19 protein-coding genes are annotated in these 19,136 nt (G+C 67.6%); 4 read left to right on the top strand and 15 right to left on the bottom strand.

Features of this window, described 5'->3' with window-relative positions; all coding sequences use genetic code 11:
* Positions 1–63: 63 nt before the first annotated feature.
* Positions 64–2,793, bottom strand: coding sequence for a family 43 glycosylhydrolase (locus tag AC1AYX_RS04335; protein WP_476502347.1), 2,730 nt, complete (start codon positions 2,791–2,793; stop codon positions 64–66).
* Positions 2,794–2,934: 141 nt separating this feature from the next.
* Between AC1AYX_RS04335 and AC1AYX_RS04330 the strand changes: the two genes are divergently transcribed.
* From AC1AYX_RS04330 to AC1AYX_RS04320, 3 genes are all read left to right on the top strand, one after another.
* Positions 2,935–3,849, top strand: coding sequence for a helix-turn-helix domain-containing protein (locus AC1AYX_RS04330; protein WP_476502346.1), 915 nt, complete (start codon positions 2,935–2,937; stop codon positions 3,847–3,849).
* A gap of 85 nt (positions 3,850–3,934) precedes the next feature.
* Positions 3,935–4,585 carry an HAD family hydrolase gene (locus AC1AYX_RS04325; protein WP_476502345.1) on the top strand — a complete coding sequence of 217 codons (651 nt, stop codon included), beginning with the start codon at positions 3,935–3,937 and terminating at the stop codon, positions 4,583–4,585.
* A gap of 92 nt (positions 4,586–4,677) precedes the next feature.
* Positions 4,678–5,601, top strand: coding sequence for a LysR family transcriptional regulator (locus AC1AYX_RS04320; protein WP_476502344.1), 924 nt, complete (start codon positions 4,678–4,680; stop codon positions 5,599–5,601).
* Between the two features lie 85 nt (positions 5,602–5,686).
* On the opposite strand, the gene AC1AYX_RS04315 is transcribed toward AC1AYX_RS04320, so the two are convergent.
* Positions 5,687–6,421, bottom strand: a complete 735-nt coding sequence (locus AC1AYX_RS04315; RefSeq protein ID WP_476502343.1) for a hypothetical protein — start codon at positions 6,419–6,421, stop codon at positions 5,687–5,689.
* Between the two features lie 116 nt (positions 6,422–6,537).
* On the bottom strand, positions 6,538–7,698 hold the full coding sequence (locus AC1AYX_RS04310) for a DUF2974 domain-containing protein (RefSeq protein WP_476502342.1): 1,161 nt from the start codon (positions 7,696–7,698) through the stop codon (positions 6,538–6,540).
* A gap of 151 nt (positions 7,699–7,849) precedes the next feature.
* Between AC1AYX_RS04310 and AC1AYX_RS04305 the strand changes: the two genes are divergently transcribed.
* On the top strand, positions 7,850–8,044 hold the full coding sequence (locus AC1AYX_RS04305; protein WP_476502341.1) for a hypothetical protein: 195 nt from the start codon (positions 7,850–7,852) through the stop codon (positions 8,042–8,044).
* A gap of 27 nt (positions 8,045–8,071) precedes the next feature.
* Here the strand turns inward: AC1AYX_RS04305 and AC1AYX_RS04300 are convergent, their stop codons facing one another.
* The 12 genes from AC1AYX_RS04300 to infC form a co-directional block, all read right to left on the bottom strand.
* A complete protein-coding gene (locus AC1AYX_RS04300) occupies positions 8,072–9,313 on the bottom strand; it encodes a cysteine desulfurase family protein (protein ID WP_476502340.1) in 1,242 nt (413 codons plus the stop codon).
* Entirely contained in the window at positions 9,310–10,215 is a 906-nt protein-coding gene (locus AC1AYX_RS04295; RefSeq protein ID WP_476502339.1) for a nicotinate-nucleotide diphosphorylase, read from the bottom strand. Before AC1AYX_RS04295 ends, AC1AYX_RS04300 begins: the two co-directional genes overlap by 4 nt.
* 19 nt (positions 10,216–10,234) lie before the next feature.
* Positions 10,235–11,872 (bottom strand): L-aspartate oxidase, encoded by a 1,638-nt coding sequence (locus AC1AYX_RS04290; protein WP_476502338.1) that lies wholly within the window; start codon positions 11,870–11,872, stop codon positions 10,235–10,237.
* A gap of 29 nt (positions 11,873–11,901) precedes the next feature.
* Complete coding sequence (gene nadA, locus AC1AYX_RS04285) at positions 11,902–13,182, bottom strand: quinolinate synthase NadA (RefSeq protein ID WP_476502337.1); 1,281 nt, start codon at positions 13,180–13,182, stop codon at positions 11,902–11,904.
* Positions 13,183–13,362: 180 nt separating this feature from the next.
* Entirely contained in the window at positions 13,363–14,178 is an 816-nt protein-coding gene (locus AC1AYX_RS04280) for an NUDIX hydrolase (protein ID WP_476502336.1), read from the bottom strand.
* 117 nt (positions 14,179–14,295) lie between these two features.
* Positions 14,296–14,868 (bottom strand): SMC-Scp complex subunit ScpB, encoded by a 573-nt coding sequence (scpB, locus tag AC1AYX_RS04275; RefSeq protein WP_476502335.1) that lies wholly within the window; start codon positions 14,866–14,868, stop codon positions 14,296–14,298.
* Positions 14,865–15,767, bottom strand: coding sequence for a segregation and condensation protein A (locus tag AC1AYX_RS04270; RefSeq protein WP_476502334.1), 903 nt, complete (start codon positions 15,765–15,767; stop codon positions 14,865–14,867). The genes scpB and AC1AYX_RS04270 overlap by 4 nt, the downstream gene beginning before the upstream one ends.
* Positions 15,768–15,776: 9 nt before the next feature.
* Entirely contained in the window at positions 15,777–16,616 is an 840-nt protein-coding gene (locus AC1AYX_RS04265) for a ParA family protein (protein WP_476502333.1), read from the bottom strand.
* Between the two features lie 37 nt (positions 16,617–16,653).
* Positions 16,654–17,589, bottom strand: a complete 936-nt coding sequence (gene xerD / locus AC1AYX_RS04260; protein WP_476502332.1) for a site-specific tyrosine recombinase XerD — start codon at positions 17,587–17,589, stop codon at positions 16,654–16,656.
* A 119-nt stretch (positions 17,590–17,708) separates the two neighbouring features.
* Entirely contained in the window at positions 17,709–18,092 is a 384-nt protein-coding gene (gene rplT / locus AC1AYX_RS04255; protein WP_476502331.1) for a 50S ribosomal protein L20, read from the bottom strand.
* 52 nt (positions 18,093–18,144) lie between these two features.
* Complete coding sequence (gene rpmI / locus AC1AYX_RS04250; RefSeq protein WP_034526016.1) at positions 18,145–18,342, bottom strand: 50S ribosomal protein L35; 198 nt, start codon at positions 18,340–18,342, stop codon at positions 18,145–18,147.
* The gene (gene infC, locus AC1AYX_RS04245; protein ID WP_034526013.1) at positions 18,323–19,042 is read right to left on the bottom strand and encodes a translation initiation factor IF-3; all 720 of its coding nucleotides are present in this window, start codon (positions 19,040–19,042) and stop codon (positions 18,323–18,325) included. Before infC ends, rpmI begins: the two co-directional genes overlap by 20 nt.
* Positions 19,043–19,136: the final 94 nt, after the last annotated feature.

Genomic DNA, 19,136 nt, shown 5'->3' with positions numbered 1-19,136 from the left:
CGGTACACCGGTGTCTCTTCATGAGACGACCACGGAAATCCTTCCGGGTCGCCCCGCGGAACGTCATGAGCGGCGTCTGCGCCAGACGACCGTGCCGATGCCCGCGGCGGCCATCAGCGCGGTCACGCCGGCCAGACCGGACGCCGAGACGCCGGTCGCCGGCAGCTTGACGTGGGCGGGGACGTCATCGGCCGCATTGTCCGTCTCATGCCGATCGATTGCGCCGCCCGCGCCCTCCGAGGTCCCCGGTCCGACGGGCTTGCCCGGGGCGGCCGGCGTCTCCGGATTGACCGTTTCGCCGCCGTCGCCTTCGCCGCCGGCGGCACCGTCCGCCTCGACGATCACGTTCATCGTGACCGTCCTGTTGGCGTCGGAAAGTTCCTCGGACGGGGTCATGTCGAGGATGAGACGGTCGTCCGCGCCCCAGTGGACACGACGGATGTAGGCGTCGCGGCCGTTGGTCTTCTTCACCGCGTCGCCGGTGCCGTCGCCCTTTCCGCCGCCGTTGAAGCCGTCGGCGCGGGTGACGTGCGAGTAGGTGTGGTAGACGAACAGCAGCTCGCCGTCCGGGCCTTCGGCGAACGCGGCGTGGCCGGGGCCGGACTGCCATTCGCCGTCGACCAGGGAGGAGAACAGGGTCGGGGTCATCGGCTTGCTCCAGCTGGCCGGATCCATGAGGTCGGCGTCCACCGCGGCGGACTGGTAGCCGAGCGTGTAGCGCCCGTCCACGCGGCGGGCGGAGTACGTCACGTAGTAGCGTCCGTCATGCTCGATCGCGTATTGGCCCTCATAGGCGCCGCCGGCCTCCCATGCGTAGTCCTTGCCAGGCAGTTCGACTAGATTCGGATCGTTCCTGTTCGAAGCGGCCTTGATCTTCCACGGCGTGGACTCGTCGATGGGGCTGATCGCGAACCCGGCCCACATGTAATACGCCTTGCCGGCATGGTTCTTCAGGAAGGTCATGTCGCAGAACGATCCCATCCAGGTCCTGCCGTCGGCGTAGGTGATGATGCGCGGCGTATCCCAATTGGCGGCGACGGTCGGATCGAGGTCGTAGCCGTCCGCATCCTGCCTGAGCTGCATGATCGCGGACTGCGTGTTGGTGTCCTCCGCGCCGTTGGCCAGACTGTTCACCGCGAACAGGATGGAGAGCCTGCCGCCGATGCGATGGATCTCGGGCGCCCAGAAGCTGCCTTCCATCTCGTATGTCCGGCCGCTGTCGCCGAGTTCGATCCGCTCGCCCGGTTTCAGCAGCACGGATTCCAGCTTGTTGCCGCCGGTCGCGCCGTCGAGCGTCCGTTCGGGATCGCCGGCCGTATCGGCGAGCGCCTCGATGCTGTCCCCGGAGCGGATCGCGAGGTAGTTGCCTTTGCCGTCGGGCAGCAGTCGGCAGTCGCCGTTGGTGTCGTTGGTGGCGGTGAACAGGTACTTGGTCTCGGTCACTTCCCTGCCGTCGACCTTGTGCCTCCACGCGAATTTGTACAGGTCGGGGTCGGCGCGGTCCTCGGCGAACGGCACGGTGTAGTCCTTGCCCGTGGCCTTCGGATCATAGTTCGTCTGCCGCACGGTGCCGTTGATGGTGTAGACGCCGGGCTTGCCCGTGTCCACGGTGGAGGTGTCCCATGAGACGGGCAATGTGCCGGTGGAGCCGTCGGAATAGTCGAGGGTCACCTGCTTGGGCAGGTCGGCCTTGGCGATGTCGGAGTGCCGCGCGACGGTGACGTCGTCGAATTCGCGGTGGCCGGTGTTGGTCACGCGGCCGAAACGCTTGGTCAGCGCGTCTGCCAGATCGTCGCCGATCGGCACGGCGTATCCGGGCACGTAGTCCTCGATGCCGATCGCCGTGGCGACGGCGCCGGACCGGGGCACTTCGCCTTCGACGACATCGCCGTGCACGGAATCCGGTCCGTCGAGCTCGGCGAAGGTGGTGTGTTTCCTCACGCCGTCGTCGTCCGTCCATCCGACCACATAGCGGTCTTCGGCGGAATCGTAGACGGCGTAGGGATCGTTCACGCCGTTGGTCTCGCCCACGTTCACCGTATTGTCGTTCTTTTCCTGTTCGAAGGTCTGGAAGTCCTTCGTGGTGGCGATGAGCACGCTCGTCCTAGCGGAGGCGTCCGGCGTGCCGGTGGCCTGGTTGTATTGGAAGCCGGTGAGTGTGGCGATCACGCCGTAGGAACCGTCTTTGCGCACGAACACGTTCGGATTGATGAGGCCGGTGCCGGTGTCCTTCCGGGCCGAGTAGGTGCGCGAGAACATGATGCCGTAGTTCTTGTTGAGCGGCGTCCAGGCGGCCGGTTCACCGGCGCCGCCATCCGCGCCGTCAAGCGCCAGATGGAGGCTGTAGGCGGACGAGCCGTCGTTGCCCTTGAGCGGGCCGTCGGCGCCGTCATACGGAGTGCGCTGGTACCCGAGCAGCTTTCGGGCGGACGCGGGCAATACGGTGACCGTGAAGGTCTTGGACACAGTGCCGCCATCCGCGCCATCCGGCCCATCGTCCTTCAGTGTGGCGGTGAGCGTCGCCGTCACCGGAGTCGTCGCATCCGAGGTGACGACGCCATCGGAGACCGTCGCTCCCTGGGCGTCCACCGCGACCGACACGCCGGCCGGGGCCGCGGGCAACGCGTCGCCGGAACGCAGCAGCGGCGGAATCACATACGCATCGGCCGGGACACGCGGTTCCGGATCGACGGCCCGCGTCCCCTGAGCCGCATATGCGGGCCCCACGGCGACGAGACAGGAAACGGACAACGCCACCCCCAATACGGCCGCCGCCACTTTCCGCATGAACATCTTCATCTCCTCCATTCCGATTGACACACCGGTGTATCTAAGCCACATACCGTCCCGTGAACGCTCACTCAGACGATATAATCAATTTCAGCCGCCGCCGACGGCCCACACACCCGACGACAACCGCAAAAAGAGACAACCATGACGCAGAAAACGACAACGACGTCGTCACGCCGCAACGCCCCGCAGATCATCCACCCGGTCGAGGAAGGCGTCGTCCCCGATGAATCCGAACTGCTCATCGTCTCGCCGACCACCGGCGCGCAGAGGCATCTGCTGTACCCATTGCGCATCGGACGGTTCACCTACCGGCCGGGGTTCGAACTGACCCGCGCCCGGTTCGACAGTTTTCTGCTCGGCATCGTGCGGGAGGGCACGCTGCACGCCACCATCTGGCTCGACGACGAACCGACCCTGTATGACGTCGCCGCCGGCAGCGTGTTCCTGTTCGACACCTATCTCAAGCACGAGGGCCGGGCGGACGAGACCACGCGCACCAGCATGATCCATTTCGACGGCGCCCCCGCACGTCTGTATTACGAGCGTATCGTCGGAGCGTTGGGCAACGTGTTCCCGGTGGGCAATCCGGCATTGATGGAGAACTCCATCGACCGGCTGCTCGACGCCTATACGTCGGACCAGGCGCACGCCGATCTCATCGGCGCGCGAATCCTCACCGATCTGCTCACCGGACTGGCGTTGCGCACTCCCGCCACCATCGCCGACGACGACATGCTCGCCGTGAGGGAGACCCTGTCCTATCTCGACGACCATTACCGCGACCCGATCACCGTAGACGCGCTCGCGCAACGGGCCTCGCTGAGCCCGCGGCAATACCTGCGCAAATTCAAGACGCTGACCGGACGGACGCCCTACGCCTACCTCACCATACGGCGCATGGACGAGGCGAGACGGCTGCTGTCCACGACCGCCATGCCCGTCCGGCAGGTGGCGAGCGCCGTGGGCTACCCCAGCCTCAACACGTTCACCCGCGCGTTCAAGCAGCGGTCCGGCATGACCCCGATGCTGTACCGCGCCGGCCATCCCGCCGGATGAATCTTCCGGAACCGCCGTTCCACCCCATCCGTGCCGCTACACTGGGACGCATACAGTGATGCACCCCACCGATCAGGAGCTTTCCATGGCCATCTCCACCACGCCTTCCCCCGACTCCCCCATCACCGACGTGATCTTCGACTTCTGCGGCGTGCTGTTCGACTGGCAGGTGCACGCCTGCCTCGAAGGGCGTTTCCCGGACGACGTGGTGGATGCGATCTGCGCCGACGACGATCCGCACGGCTTCTTCCGCTACGAGGACCGCATGGACGCCGGCGAGGACTTCGCGGACATCTACCCGGACGTGGTGCGCGAGCAGGGCGAGGAGATCGCGCGGATCTTCAGGTACTACATCGAGCACTACGGCGACGCGCTGCCGCGCATGCTGCCTGGCATGGAGCAGCTGCTGCGCGACCTCAGGTCCCATGGCTACGGCGTGTGGGGGCTGACGAACTGGTCGCATGAGACGATTCACGTTGCGTTCGACAAGTACCCGGTGCTCGGCGAGCTGCTTCAGGGCACGGTCGTCTCCGGCGTCGAGAAGATGCACAAGCCGAACGCCGACATCTACGAGCTCGCGCTCTCCCGATTCGGCCTCGAAGCGGACAGGTGCGTGTTCTTCGACGACACCGCGAAGAACGTGGCCGGCGCGGACGCGGTGGGCATCCACGGACTGCCGTTCACCGATGCCGCCAAGGCACGCGAGGACCTGACGACGCTCGGCGTGAGGTTGTGAGCCGTCCGCCGGTCTCACCGTACGGCCATGCGGATGGAATCCGCGGCTATAACCCGATTCCTCGGCCATCCCCACTGGTATAAAGAGATTTTATGACGCTTCTGCAACTCAAATACATCGTCAAGATCGTCGAATGCGGTTCGATGAACGAGGCCTCGCACGAGCTCTACGTCTCGCAGCCGGCCCTGAGCTCCTCCGTGAAGGAACTGGAGAAGGAGCTCGGCATCGAGATCTTCACCCGCTCCTCGCAGGGCATCGCACTGACGGTCGACGGCGCGGAGTTCCTCACCTACGCGCGCCAGGTGCTCGACCAGGCGTCGCTGCTCGAGGAACGCTACAAGAACGCGAAGCCGCGCAAGCAGCTGTGCACCGTCTCCACCCAGCACTACATGTTCGCGGTCGAGGCGTTCGTCGAGATGATCGATTCCATCCATTCCGACGAATACGAGTTCACGATTCGCGAGACCCGCACGCGCGACATCATCGACTCGGTGGCGAACATGCGCTCCGACGTCGGCATCATCTACCTGTCCGACTTCAACAAGGACGTCATCGGCAAGCTGCTGCGCGAGAAGCATCTCGAGTTCCACGCGCTGTTCCGCGCGCCGCTGCACGTGTTCCTGGCGCGTACGAACCCGCTCGCCTCGAAGAAGATGGTCACGATGAAGGACCTCAGGCCCTACCCGTTCATCCAGTACGAGCAGGGCGAGGACGGCTCCTTCTACTTCGCCGAGGAGGCGGTCTGGCCGGACTACTCCCCCAAGCAGATCAACGTGACCGACCGCGCCACGATCCTCAACTTCATCATCGGCCTCAACGGCTACACGGTGTGCACGGGCATCGACAACGGTGATCTCAACAACGAGAAGATCTGCACGGTGCCGCTCGACTCGGACGAGACGATGCTCGTCGGCTGGATCACCAACGAGCGCGCCAAGCTCTCCAAGGCCGCCGAGACCTATCTGGAGAAGCTCAAGAGCGTCGTCGCCGACCACGGCTACAAGCTCATCGACTGACGGCGGCCGACGGCAAGAGGGGGGTTGCACATGGAATCCATGTGCACCCCCCCCCTCTTCGTTTTCCCCGATTACGGCAGACGATTCAGCCACGCTGCCCGTACGCGACGAACAGCACGACCACGTGCGCGAGCAACGCGGCGTAGACGAGGAACGACAGCAGCGACGTGCCGGTGCCGTACACGCGGCAGGCCCACAGGATCTGCAGCAGCAGCTCGACCGCGGATCCCGCGGCCAGGAGGACGAAGCCGGTCGTGCGGTACCACTTCACCGATCCGACCACGTGCAGGCCGATGATGAACAGCGCCAGCGCGAGGGTGAGGTACACCCACGGCGAGAAGCCGATGATGACGTCCAACGGGCCGCCATAGCCGTAACCGAGGCCCGGCCGGGACATCAGCGAGATGAGCGACTGCAGCAGATCGATGCCCAGGAACACGATCATCGCGATCAGCGAATCCTTCGTGGTCTTGGCGATATCCAGCGTGTCGAGGAAGTTCGGCTTCCGCGCGGGCGCGACGGGCTGCTGGCCGTAGCCGGGCTGGACGCCGTAGCCGGGCGCCGGCTGCTGGGGCGCATAGCCGTAACCGGGGGCGGGCTGCTGCGGCACGCCTGCCGCCGGCTGCGCGTACTGGGGCGTCGGCTGGGCAGGCGGCACGGGCTGCCCCGCGGCCTGCGGGACCTGCGGCTGCGGGGCCTGAGCCTGCGGGGTCTGCGGGACCTGCGGCGCGTAGCCGTACCTCGGCTGGGACTGCTGTTGAGACTGGGGCTGTTGCTGAGGATTGGGATTCTGCGGAAGCGGCTGCTGTGGAACGGTCATCGATATCCTTCTTTCATCGATCGGGCGACGGTGTCACAAGTCCAGACTACCCCTGTCGATGTTTCCGCGGATCCGATATCCCACTCCGTCATTCCCTCGTCCCGTCGCTTCGCGTCTCACCGATCGCCGCCGGGGATGACCGACGTGGCCGCGGTAGCCGCGAACCCCTTGAGCACTTCGACCATCACCCCGCGATCGTCGGGGGCGATGCCCCGCGCCGCCGCGAGCATGGCCGGCAACGACTGCGTCCAATGCGCGGTGAGCTCGCCGAACGTGGGGTATCCGCCCGCCTCGAGGATGGCGAACAGGCCCTCGATGAACAGCCGGCGCCGTTCGTCGTCGTACCGAGCCATCCAGTCATTCAACGTGCGCGCCGCATACCGCGCCCCGGCCGTCAGACCGTCCGCATGGACGAACCGGCCATCCCTCACCTGCCAGTTCAACGCGAAATGCTGCATGATGCCGAGCCCGTCGCTCGCCACCACCTCATAGCCGGCGTCCGCCTGCTCGCGCCGTTCGAACAGCATGCCGATGACCGACGATTCCGGCACGGACTTGTGCACCCTGGCGGCCAGACGCAGATAATCCGGCGATCCCAGAAACGCCTCGTCGAAGCCCGGGCCGTCATGCGAGTACACGGCGACGATGCGCGACGCGACGTCGTCCGGCATCGCGCATGCCGCATACACCGCGAGATTGCCGCCCTTGGAATGGCCTCCCACCATCAGCGGCCCGTCCCATCGCGAGGCCACGTCGGCGAGGTAACGCACGGCCGCCGACTGCGAGGCGACCGGCCGCCGGAACGCCATCGTGAAATCCTCCTTCCATCCGACGATCGAACTGTCGGTGCCGCGGAAGGCGACGTAGAGCGCACCGTCCCCCACATCGAACACGCACGCCGAGAACTGCTTGGTGGAGGCCGCGTCGAACTCGTCCACATAGGCCCCCACACGCAGGGCGCGCCAACGCGGGTTCTCGCACACGGCGCGAAGCAGGTCGACGTTCAGCTGCGGCGACCACACCCGCCCGAACATGGCGCCGTAGCATTCCGCGCGCAGCAGGTCGCGGACGGGGACCGTCGGAATGTGGCCTCCCCATGCCGCTTCCCCGCCGGCATGCGCGTCGTGGGCACCGCCGGCGCTGCCGTTCCAGCGTGGGACATTGTCCGGCATGCGCGCATACGCCAACTGCGACAGCACCAGACTGTCCACCTCGTCGAACGCGTCGTCTCCGAACGTGGCGAACCGCACCCGCAGATCATCCGTCACATTGCCCATGGCGACCTCCCCTCCGCAGGCGGCGATGCGCGATGGCTTCGGTCGCCGTCATTTCTCAGGTACATTACGCATATCTTAGGTGCGTCGCCTGTGAAAGGCGCCCCAGTACGACGGGTGGACGGGCGTCGCGGCGAATCCTATGATGGGCCTCATGAATTGGTTGGCGATCGTAGTAACGGTAACGTTCGTCGTCGTCATCGCGCTGGTGGCGATGTGCTCCGTACAGCACCATCTCGATGCCAAGGCGGACCGGTTGAGGAGGGGGTCCGAGGAGGAGCGGCAGATGGCGCATGACCTCGACGAGATCTCCCGGAAGATGGATCAGGGCCGGTATTTCCCGTTCTGAACACCGGAGCGACCCCGTTTCATCCGGCTACCGCCGCGTGAGCTCCGTGTAGGATTCCTCCAGCGCGAGCGAGATCCGTTCGATCTCTTCGCGGGTGAGCGGTTCGCGGAACGTCATGCGCAACGCCGATTTCGCGATGGCCGGCTCGAATCCCATGGCGAGCAGCGTGGCGGGGATCTCATGCCGTCCGATCGCGCACGCGGATCCGGAGGATGCGGCGATGCCGCGCGCGTCCAGGTCGACGAGCAGCGCCTCGCCGGTCACGCCGGGGAAGACGAACGAGGCATGTCCGGGGAGCCGTCGTTCCGGGTCGCCGGTGAGCTCGGCACGGGGTATGACCCTCCGCACCGCGTCGATGAGCATGTCGCGCGAGGCGACGAGCTCCCGGTAGTGCGCGGCCATGCGCCGGTTCGAGCCGTCCAGGGCGATGGCGAGCGCGACCGCGCCGGCCACGTTCTGCGTGCCGGAACGCAGTCCGCGTTCCTGCCCGCCGCCGGAGAGCACCGGTTCGATGGGCGTGCGCCCGCGTACGAGCAGCGCGCCGAGTCCTTTGGGCGCGCCGAATTTGTGTCCGGAGACGCTCAACGCGTCCACGTCCCAGTCGCGCATGCGGATGGGGATGAGCCCGGCGGCCTGTACGGCGTCGACGTGCACCGGCGCCCCGTGCGCGTGCGCGATCGCCACGATCCGCTCCACGGGCTCGACGGTGCCGACCTCGTTGTTGGCGAGCATGGCGCTGACGAGCGCGGTCCGCTCCCCCGCCTCGCCGTCGAGCGCCCGTTCGAGCGCGTCCAAATCGAGGTGCGCCTCGCGGTCGACGGGGATGCGCACGACCTCGAAACCGAACCATCGTGCAAGCCAGTCGGCGGACGCGGAGACGGCCGGATGCTCGATTGAGGAGATGACGATGCGCGGGTGTGCTCCCAGCCGCTTCATCCGGGCCATGGCGATGCCTTTGACGGCGAGGTTGTCGGATTCGGTGCCGCCGGAGGTGAAGATCACGTCGTCGGGTTTGGCGCCGAGACCGGCGGCGAAGGAGGCTCGCGCCGCGTCGAGGGCGCGCGCCGCGGTCTTGCCGGGCTGGTGCACGCTGGCCGGGTTCGCGTACGCGTCGGTGAGGAACGGGGTCATCGCGGCGATGACGTCCCGGCTCACCGGTTCGGTGGCGGCCGCGTCGAGGTAGAGTTCGTCGGCTTCCCGCGCCTTGCCGGCTTCCTGTTCCCGTGTTGCGGCGACGCCGTCCGTCCGTTCCTGAATCGTCCCGCTCATCGCGACCAGTCCAATCCGAGGTCGATGGCGCGCACGGAGTGGGTGAGCGCGCCGACGGAGATCACGTCCACGCCGGTGGCGGCGACCGCGGCGACGCGTTCCAGCGTCATGTTGCCGCTCGCCTCGACGATGGCGCGTCCGTCAATCGTCTCCACGCCGCGTCGGGTGTCGTCGAGCGTGAAGTTGTCGAGCATGATGGTGTCGGCGCCGCCGTCCAATACCGCGGGGATCTGGTCGAGCCGGTCGACCTCGACCTCGATGTGCGTGGTGTGCCCCACCTGGTCGCGCACGTGGCGAATCGCGCCGGCGAGGTCGATGCCTCGGGCGGCGAGCGCGGCGAGATGGTTGTCCTTCATCATGACCGCGTCGGACAGGCCGTAGCGGTGGTTGTGTCCGCCGCCGCAGACGACCGCGTATTTCTCGAACGGGCGCAGTCCGGGCGTGGTCTTGCGCGTGTCGACGATGCGCGTGCGCGCGTAGCGCCGCGGGGGCGTGACCGGTCCGGCGGAACCGTCGTACCCGTCCTCGTAGATCGCGTCCACCGCGGCGACGAACGCGGCGGTCATCGTGGCGATGCCGCTCATGCGCTGCGTGAAGTTCAATGCGACACGTTCGGCGGTCAGGAGGCCGCGCACGCGGCCGCGCACGGTGGCGAGCGTCTGTCCGGCCTCGAACCGTTCGCCGTCGTGGATGGCGGGTTCGACGGTCACGGACGGGTCGAGCGTGGCGAAGGCGGCGGCGAATACGTCGATGCCGCTCATCACGCCTTTCTCTCGCGCGACGAGTCGGGCTTCGCCGGTCTCGTCGGCGGGGATGGTGGTCTCGCAGGTCACGTCGCCGTAGGGCGCGTCTTCGGCGAGGGCCGCCGCGACGGCGGCATGGATGGTCTGTTGCGTGAGCATGGTGCTCCTTGGTCGTGGATTACCGCTTGACGTAGGCGACGGAGTGCGCCCACTCGTCGCGGGGTTCGGGGAAGTCGGTGCGCGCGTGGGCGCCGCGCGATTCGGTGCGGGCGAGCGCGGCGGTCGCGGCCACGTAGCCGACGGTGAGCATGTTCCGGTTCTCGAGCGCGGTCACGTCGGCGGATTCCTCCGGAGTCGCGGCGTGCGCGTCCACGGCGGCGAGACCGTCGCCGAGCGCGGCGATGGCGCGCGCGAGCCCGTCGGCGTCGCGCAGCACGCCGACGTCATGCCACATCGTGTTCTGGATGCGTGTGCGGTCCCACACGTCGGCCGATGCCGCGACGTCGTCGCCGTGGCCGCCGGCACCGGCGACAGTCGGTGTGGCGAGCGCGACGGGCGGCTTGTCGTAGACCCCGCCGGTCGCGGAGTTGAGCAGCGGCTGCGGCGTCCATGTCGTGTCGTCCGTGTCATGCACGGCGGCGAGGCCGGCGCGGCGGCCGTAGACGAGGCCTTCGAGCAGCGAGTTGGAGGCGAGGCGGTTCGATCCCATGACGCCGGTACGCGCGCATTCGCCGGCCGCGTACAGTCCGGGGATGGAGGCGCGTCCGTCGAGGTCGGTGCGGATGCCGCCCATATAGTAGTGCGCAGCGGGCGCGACGGGGATGGGCTCCCTGCTCCAGTCGTAGCCGAGCGAGCGCGTGTAGGCGTCGATGGTCGGGAAGCGTTTCGCGAGGAACGCGGCGAGGTCGGGGTGTTCGTCGCGCATCGGGGAGACGTCGAGCATGACGGGGCGGCCGTCTTGGCGCTGCATGACGCGGAAGTTCTCGCGGGCGACGACGTCGCGCGGCGCGAGTTCGGCGCGCGGGTCCACGTCCTTCATGTAGCGGTGTCCGTGCTCGTCGAGCAGGATGGCACCTTCGCCGCGCACGGCTTCGGAGACGAGGAAGTGTTCGCCGACGGCCATCGCGGTGGGGTGGAACTGGGTGAATTCGAGGTCGGCGACCTGCGCGCCCGCGCGCCATGCGGCGGCGAGTCCGTCGGCGGTGGCGACGATCGGGTTCGTGGTGTACGGGTACATGCGGCCCGCCCCGCCGGTGGCGAGGATGACGCGGTTCGCGCGCAGGGGGACGTCATGCCCGTCCTCGAGCAGCGCGACGCCGGCGATGCGCCCGTCGCGCACGAGGAGGTCCTTGAGGAACGCGTGTTCGACGATGCGGATACGCGGGTTCGCGCGCACCATGGCGGACACGTCGAGTTCGAGGATGCGTCCGGTGGCGTCGCCTCCGGCGTGCACGACGCGGGCCCGCGAGTGCGCCGCCTCCAGTCCGCGCAGCATGTGGCCGTCGGCGTCGCGGTCGAAGCGCACGCCGGCGGCGGCGAATTCGCGCACGCGGTCGGCGCCTTCGCGCGTGAGGATGTCGACGGCCTTCGGGTCGCACAGGCCGTGCCCGGCGGCGATGGTGTCGGCGGCGTGCAGTTTCGGGTCGTCGTCGGCGAAGATGGCCGCGGCGATGCCGCCCTGCGCGTGGTAGGTGTTCGATTCGACGAGTTCGGTCTTGGTGACGAGCGTCACGTCATGGCCTTCGCCCGCCACGGCGAGCGCGGCGGACAGTCCGGCCACGCCCGCGCCGATGACGATGATGTCGGTGTCGTTCATTGTCTCGTTCCCTGTCTCGTTCTCTGCGTTCACGGGTGGACGCGCAGCATGCGTTCGAGCGCGACCTTGGCCTCGCGGGCGGTGTCCTCGTCCACGGTGATGCGGTTGACGACGTTGCCCTGTTCGAGGTTCTCCAACGCCCAGGCGAGGTAGGCGGGGTGGATGCGGTACATGGTGGAGCAGGGGCAGACGACCGGGTCGAGGCAGAACACGGTCTTGTCGGGGTGCTGCGCGGCGAGGCGGTTGACGAGGTTGATCTCGGTGCCGACGGCGATGGCGGAGCCGGCGGGCGCGTTCTCGATCTCCTTGACGATGTACGCGGTGGAGCCGGTGCCGTCGGCGGCGTCGACGACCTGCATCGAGCATTCGGGGTGCACGATGACCTTGACGCCCGGGTACGCCTTGCGGGCGCGTTCGATCTGGTCGACGGTGAAGCGCTGGTGCACGGAGCAGAAGCCCTTCCACAGGATCATCCTCGCGTTCGCGTAGTCGGCGGGGTCGGCCGCGCCTCCTCGCGCCTTGAACGGGTCCCACAGGGGCATCTCGCTCAGCGGGACGCCCATGGCGCGCGCCGTGTTGCGTCCCAGGTGCTGGTCGGGGAAGAACAGGACGCGGCGGCCGCGGGCGAACGCCCATTCGAGTACGGCGTGCGCGTTGGACGACGTGCACACGATGCCGCCGTGGCGGCCGCAGAACGCCTTCAGAGCGGCGGACGAGTTCATGTAGGTGACGGGGATGATCGGCTGCAGGCCGTCGGAATCCGGCCTGGTGCCGCAGATCTCGCCGAGCTGCTCCCATGCCTCCTCGACCTGGTCGATGTTGGCCATGTCGGCCATCGAGCATCCGGCGGAGAGGTTCGGCAGGGTCACGGTCTGCTCGGGCGTGGAGAGGATGTCGGCGGTCTCGGCCATGAAGTGCACGCCGCAGAACACGATGTGGTCGGCGTCGGGGCGTTCGGTCGCGTTCTTGGCGAGCTGGAAGGAGTCGCCCACGAAGTCGGCGTGCTCGATGATCTCGTCACGCTGGTAGAAGTGGCCGAGGATGAGCAGCTTGGAGCCGAGGCGGCGCTTCGCGTCGCGGATGCGCTGCTGGAGCTCCTCGTCGGAGGCGTTGCGGTATTCGTCGGGCAGCACCTGCTGGCGGGGCGCGTTCTTGGGCAGGCGGTCGAGCATGGAGGCGCCGGGGCCGTAGCTGGGTTTCGTCGTGTCGAAGTGCCACGGGTCGAGGGTGAGGCCCGCGTCGCAGGTGCTTTGCGCGCCGAGCCGGGCGATGATCTCGTCGACGGAGGGCGCGGTGAATGTCGCTGTCATGATCGTTCCTTTGTTTCTTTGTTCTGGTGTTCTGGTGGATGGTGATCGGTGCCGACGGATGGGGGCACCGGTGTTTTCGGGTATGCTTCGCCGCCCCGGGCGCGCGGGGCGCGTCGGGGTTCCGGTGCGGTGATGGGTAATGGTCGATGGCCGGAGGAGGGAGGACGGACCGGATCCGGCTCAGCGCGAAAGCGCGGACATCGGATCGTCGTCCACGGCCGCGGGCGGCGGGTCGGGCCCGGGCAGGCCGTCCGCCGCGCGTCCGTCCGCGCCCGCGCCGCCTTCATCGTCCTTCAGCCAGTCGTATGGGTTCCATGGCTTGGAGGCGGCGTCCACGTACCGGTACACGGCGGCGGGGCGGTGCTTGCCGACGCGCTGCTTGGCGCCGGTGTCCTCGAGCTCGCCGGAGGCGAGGATGCGCCGTCGGAAGTTGGCGAGGTCGACGGGTTCGCCGGTGACGGCCTCGACCACGTCGTGCAGCTGGCTGAGCGTGAACGTCTCGCCGACGAGGCGCGCGGCCACGTCGGGGTAGGCGATCTTGGTGCGCAGCCGCCACAGCGCGTAGTCGATGATCGCCCTGTGGTCGAAGGCGAGTTCGGGCAGTCCGTTCTCGGGGAACCAGCGGACGTTGTCGGCTTCGACGAAGTCCTTCGACTCCGCGGTGCCGACGAGCGCCCAGTAGACGATAGAGACCATCGGCAGGCCCCCGTGGGAGCGCCCGGGGTCGCCGAACGTGTACAGCTGCTCCAGATACCGCGGGTGCAGCGTGGTGGTCGATTCGAGCGCGGCGTACGCGGACTGCTCGAGGGACCGGTTGGCGGCCAGGTCGCCGCCGGGCAGCGCCCATGCGCCGAGGAACGGCTGGCGCACGCGTTTGACGAGCGGCAGCCATAGGCGGCTGCGCCCGGTCGAATCCGGCCCGAGGGCCAGGATCACGACGGATACGCCGACCTGCGGCGGCGCGAGCCGTCGTTCGGAGACATTGCCGATGCCCATCGTCCACTTCCGTCCGATCGTGGTTTTCGTTGACGGTGCATCAGCATAGCACTGCTTATAGTCAAACTGACTATAAGTTGTTCACGACATGTTCGGCCGGCGCTTCACCGCACCAGCTCACAGATGGATGCCGCTGGCGTCGGCGGTGACCTCACCGATCGAATCAGGCAGGAACGGCGCGAGTTCGGGCAGCTCGTCGAGCGAGTCGAACCCCATCTTCTCGAGGAACAGGTCGGTGGTGACGAGCAGGGTCGCGCGCGATTCGGCGTCGACGCCCTGGCCACGCACCAGCCCGCGCACGATGAGCGAACGGATCACGCCGTCCGAATTGACGCCGCGGATCGCGGAGATCTGCGCGCGCGTGACCGGCTGCCGGTAGGCGATCACGGCGAGCGCCTCCAACGCGGCCTGGCCGAGGCGGGCGGTCTGGCCGTCGGTCACGAACGCGGAGACGACCGGCTCGTACACGGCGCGGCTCGCGAACCGCCATCCGCGCGCGGTGCGGCGCAGTTCGAAGCCGCGGTCGGACACCTCGTAGGCGTCGCGGAGCCGTTCCAGCGCCTCGGTCACCGTAGTCGGGTCCACGCCGAGCACGCGCGCCGCGGCGTCCGGGTCCAGCGGCTCGTCGGCGACCATGAGCATCGCCTCCAGGCACGCCTTCAATCCGCCCGGATACTCCTCCACGTTCATGCGAAATCCCTTTCGTCAATCGATACGGCGGCCTCGTCGTCCAGAGCGGCCGCGGCGTCCGGGGCCCCGGCGCCGTCCGCGAACGACGGCTGGTCGGGCGCCCACTTGAGATGGAGCGTCGCGTACGGTCCGGACTGGCGGAACCGCACGCTGCCCTGTTTGAAGAACATGAGCACGGCGAGGAACCTCGCCACGACCTCCGCGCGCCCGTCCGCGTCGGCGGCGAGCTCGGCGAAGGTCATCGACCCGTCCTCGCCCAATGCGCGCAGCCTGTCGCGCACCAGCGCGGCCTGCGTCTCGAGGTCGACCAGCGGCACGTGCAGCTGGCGGGTGCTCACCGTCGTCGCCGGCACGTCGGCGAACACGCGCGCGGCGATCGACGCGAGGTCGTCGGCGCCAATCGTCCACACGAGCTCCGGCAACATGGCCGTGATCGATTCGTCGAGTTCGCCGGGATGCGGGAAACGCCCCCTGTTCGCGGCGATGCGTGCGCGGAACTCGCCGGCCGCCTGTTTGAACGCCCGGTACTGCAGGAGCCTCGCGAACAGCAGGTCGCGTTCGCGCAGCGCCTCCATGCCGAGCTCGTCGCGTTCGCCGGACAGGTCGGCGGGCAGCAGCGCCGCGCTCTTCGCCTCGACGAGGATCGACGCGACGTCGAGGAACGAGCTCGCCTCGTCCATGTTCGCGGCGAAGTCGAGCCCGCGCACGTAGGCGAGGAACTCCTCGGTGATCGCGGAGAGGGACACCTCGGTCAGTTCGAGCCGACGGTTGGCGACCATGCCGAGCAGCACGTCGAACGGGCCGGAGTACACGTCGAGGTTCACGGTGAAGCCGGCGGGCGACGACGCGGCCGGCTCCCCCGCCGCGGCCGGATCCGACGCCGCCGCGGTGGTGCGCATATCGTCCATTCAGGCGATGACCCCGTTGGCGACGAGTTCGCGGGCGACCTCGCGATACTCCTTGCTGGTCTTGTGCTGCGGCGCGAAGATCGTGATCGGCGCGGCCGCCACGGTCGAGTCGGGCAGTTTGATGGAGCGGGAGATGACAGTGTGGAACACCTTGTCCTGGAACGCCTCGTAGATGCGCTGCATGACCTCCTCGCAGTGGAGGGTGCGCGTGAACATCGTGATGAGCACGCCGTACACCTTGAGCGAGGGGTTGATGCGGCTCTGCACCTTCTCGATGGACTGCATGAGCAGGGCGACGCCGCGCAGCGCGAAGAACTCGGCGGCCACGGGGATGATGACGCCGTCCGCGGCGGTCAGCGCGTTCACGGTGAGCAGGCCGAGCGACGGCTGGCAGTCGATGATGATTACGTCGTATTCGTCGCGCAGGGGCTTCAGCACCTGGGCGAGGATCTGCTCGCGCCCCACCTCGGTGACGAGCTGCACCTCGGCGGCGGACAGGTCGATGTTCGCCGGGATGATGTCGAGGTTCTCGAAGGCGGTGTGGCGCACCACCTCGTGCACGTCCATGCGGAAGTCGAACAGCGCGTTGTAGATGGTCTTCTCGACGGTGTTCGCGTTGATGCCGAGGCCCACGGTGGCGGCGCCCTGCGGGTCGAAGTCGACGATGAGGCATTTGCGCCCGTACTGGCTCAGCGCGCCGGCGATGGAGATGGAGCTGGTGGTCTTGCCTACGCCGCCCTTCTGGTTGCACATGGCGATGACCCTCGCCGGGCCATGCTGCCGCAACGGTCCGGGGGCGGGAAAGGTCTCATACTCGCGTCCAAGCATATCGGTAGGCATATGGTTTACCTTATCATCATTGGTGCGCCAATCCGGCTCATCGCGCGCGGGGATGCGCGGTCAGATACGTTTCGATGAGGTTCTCCGGACTCACGTGGGTGTAGATCTGCGTGGTGGTGACGGAGGCGTGGCCGAGCAGCTCCTGCACGGTGCGCACGTCCGCGCCGCCCTGGATGAGATGCGTGGCGAACGAGTGGCGCAGCGTGTGCGGGTGCAGCGGACGCGTGATGTGCGCGCGCTCCCCGGACACCTTGACGACCTCCCACACGGATTGGCGCGACAGACGCCTCCCCCGCTTGTTGAGGAACACGGCCCGTCTCTCGGGCCTGCCGGAACGGTCGCGCGCCTCCAACGCGGGCCGACCGAGGTCGAGGTAGCGCGCCATCGCCGTGCACGCGTAGCCGCCGACCGGCACGAGCCGCTGCTTGGAGCCTTTGCCCATGAGACGCGCCACATGCTGGTCCGCCAGGTCGATGTCGTCGAGGTTCAGGCCCACCGCTTCGGAAACGCGGCATCCGGTCGCGTACATGAATTCGAGCAGCGCCTTGTCGCGCAGCATGACCGGGTCGTCGCCGGCGGTCGGCACCGCGTCGAGCAGACGCGCCACCTCGTCCACGGTGAGCACGTCCGGCAGCGTGGAGGCCCCCTTCGGCGCCTTCACATCCGCGGAGACGTCCTCGTCGACCGCATGCCGGCCGAGCGCGAACCGGTGGAGCTCGTGCACGGCGGCGAGACGGCGCGCCTTCGAACGCGCGGATTCGCCGTCCGCGTCCAATGCGGCGACGAAGTCCTCCACGTCGTACCGCGTGACGCCGCGCAGGTCCGTCACGCCGCGCGAGCGCAGGAACGCGACGTAGCGCGCAAGGTCCGACGAGTATGCGGCGACCGTCGCCTTCGCGAGCCCGCGTTCCACGTCGATATGCGCGGAGAACTGCTCCAGCAGCCTTCCGAATCCGTCGTTTCCGTCGGTCACGATGCTCCTCCCGTACCCCCGTATCGTCCGATCGTATCGGCGATGCCGTGCGGCATCCCGTCACAAACACGAAGACCCCGCGCGTGCGGGGTCTTCGATCAGGATTCGCGTCAGCGGAATCAGGCGGCCTTCGGGGCGTTCACGTCCTCCGGAAGGGCGGCCTTGGCGGCCTCGACGATGGCCTTGAAGGCGTCGGCGTCGGAGATGGCGAGCTCGGCGAGGGCGCGACGATCCAGCTCGATGCCGGCGAGGTGCAGGCCCTGGATGAAGCGGTTGTAGGTGATGCCCTCGGCGCGGACGGCGGCGTTGATGCGCTGGATCCACAGCTTGCGGAAGTCACCCTTGCGGGCCTTGCGGTCGCGGAAGTTGTAGTTGAAGGAGTGGAGCAGCTGCTCCTTGGCCTTGCGGTACAGACGGGAGCGCTGGCCGCGGTAGCCGGAGGCCCTCTCGAGAACGACGCGACGCTTCTTGTGGGCGTTCACTGCGCGCTTGACACGTGCCATATTTCTATTTCCTCAGCTTTCTGAAGTTTGCAGGTCTTGTCTCTGGTCAGGCTCAGCGGGCGCCCAGGAGGCGGTTGAGCTTCTTGGTCTGCGGCGTGGGCAGAACCTCGTCGGCCTTCAGCGCGCGGCGCTGGCGGGCGGACTTGTGCTCGAGGTTGTGGCGCATGGCGCTGCCGGCCGCCATCAGCTTGCCGGTGCCGGTGCGGCGGACGCGCTTGGAAGCGGCGGAATTAGTTTTCATCTTCGGCATTGCTGCCCTCCTTGTTGGTGTGCTTCTTGGAAGTCGTGGCGGAGACCGAGGCCTTCGCCTCCGCGGCGGCCTGCGCCTGCGCCTCCTGCTTGGCGGCGAGACGCGCGGCCTGTCGGGCCTGGCGCTCGGCGCGGGATTCGGCGCCGCGGCGTCGCTGCTCGGACTGGGTGTGCACCTTCTTGCCCTTGGGCGCAAGCGTCATGATGATGTTGCGGCCCTCCTGCTTGGGCTTGGACTCGACGGTGCCGTACTCCTCCACCTCGGCGGCGAGACGCTGCAGCAGTTCCACGCCGCCGATCGGGCGGGACTGCTCGCGGCCGCGCAGCATGATGGTGACCTTGACCTTGTCTCCGCCGTTGAGGAAGCGGACCACATGGCCCTTCTTCACGTCGAAGTCGTGGTCGTCGATCTTGAGGCGGAAGCGGATCTCCTTGATCTCGGCCGTGTTCTGATTGCGGCGGGCCTCGCGGGCCTTGATCTTCTCGTTGTACTTGAACTTGCCGTAATCGATGAGCTTGGCGACCGGAGGCTTCGCGTTGGGCGCCACCTCGACGAGATCGAGGTTCGCTTCCTTCGCCAGGTTGAGGGCGACCGAGGTCGCGATGACTCCCACCTGTTCGCCGTTCGGGCCGATCAGGCGCACCTGCGAGACGCGAATCTCGTCGTTAATGCGTGGTTCGTCGCTGATGATGACTCCAATCCTCTGATTTCCGTAGCGGAGCCCATCCGTAAGACCTCATACCGTCTCGATTCCATGGCATGACGACATGGCATCGCACACACGCGTTGCATCA

The sequence above is a fragment of the Bifidobacterium sp. LH_419 genome (genome assembly GCF_056356955.1).
The sequence above is the reverse complement of the archived record's forward strand: the minus strand, read 5'-3'. Positions and strand labels throughout refer to the sequence as shown.

What these genes read in the sequence shown, in the direction of transcription:
- AC1AYX_RS04270 (WP_476502334.1), bottom strand. Translation starts at nt 15,767, where the DNA reads ATGCGCACCACCGCGGCGGCGTCGGATCCGGCCGCGGCGGGGGAGCCG.
- AC1AYX_RS04330 (WP_476502346.1), top strand. Translation starts at nt 2,935, where the DNA reads ATGACGCAGAAAACGACAACGACGTCGTCACGCCGCAACGCCCCGCAG.
- AC1AYX_RS04290 (WP_476502338.1), bottom strand. Translation starts at nt 11,872, where the DNA reads ATGAACGACACCGACATCATCGTCATCGGCGCGGGCGTGGCCGGACTG.
- rplT (WP_476502331.1), bottom strand. Translation starts at nt 18,092, where the DNA reads ATGGCACGTGTCAAGCGCGCAGTGAACGCCCACAAGAAGCGTCGCGTC.
- AC1AYX_RS04310 (WP_476502342.1), bottom strand. Translation starts at nt 7,698, where the DNA reads ATGGGCAATGTGACGGATGATCTGCGGGTGCGGTTCGCCACGTTCGGA.
- AC1AYX_RS04325 (WP_476502345.1), top strand. Translation starts at nt 3,935, where the DNA reads ATGGCCATCTCCACCACGCCTTCCCCCGACTCCCCCATCACCGACGTG.
- AC1AYX_RS04320 (WP_476502344.1), top strand. Translation starts at nt 4,678, where the DNA reads ATGACGCTTCTGCAACTCAAATACATCGTCAAGATCGTCGAATGCGGT.
- AC1AYX_RS04300 (WP_476502340.1), bottom strand. Translation starts at nt 9,313, where the DNA reads ATGAGCGGGACGATTCAGGAACGGACGGACGGCGTCGCCGCAACACGG.
- AC1AYX_RS04335 (WP_476502347.1), bottom strand. Translation starts at nt 2,793, where the DNA reads ATGTTCATGCGGAAAGTGGCGGCGGCCGTATTGGGGGTGGCGTTGTCC.
- scpB (WP_476502335.1), bottom strand. Translation starts at nt 14,868, where the DNA reads ATGAACGTGGAGGAGTATCCGGGCGGATTGAAGGCGTGCCTGGAGGCG.
- AC1AYX_RS04295 (WP_476502339.1), bottom strand. Translation starts at nt 10,215, where the DNA reads ATGCTCACGCAACAGACCATCCATGCCGCCGTCGCGGCGGCCCTCGCC.
- AC1AYX_RS04305 (WP_476502341.1), top strand. Translation starts at nt 7,850, where the DNA reads ATGAATTGGTTGGCGATCGTAGTAACGGTAACGTTCGTCGTCGTCATC.
- AC1AYX_RS04280 (WP_476502336.1), bottom strand. Translation starts at nt 14,178, where the DNA reads ATGGGCATCGGCAATGTCTCCGAACGACGGCTCGCGCCGCCGCAGGTC.
- AC1AYX_RS04315 (WP_476502343.1), bottom strand. Translation starts at nt 6,421, where the DNA reads ATGACCGTTCCACAGCAGCCGCTTCCGCAGAATCCCAATCCTCAGCAA.
- AC1AYX_RS04265 (WP_476502333.1), bottom strand. Translation starts at nt 16,616, where the DNA reads ATGCCTACCGATATGCTTGGACGCGAGTATGAGACCTTTCCCGCCCCC.
- nadA (WP_476502337.1), bottom strand. Translation starts at nt 13,182, where the DNA reads ATGACAGCGACATTCACCGCGCCCTCCGTCGACGAGATCATCGCCCGG.
- rpmI (WP_034526016.1), bottom strand. Translation starts at nt 18,342, where the DNA reads ATGCCGAAGATGAAAACTAATTCCGCCGCTTCCAAGCGCGTCCGCCGC.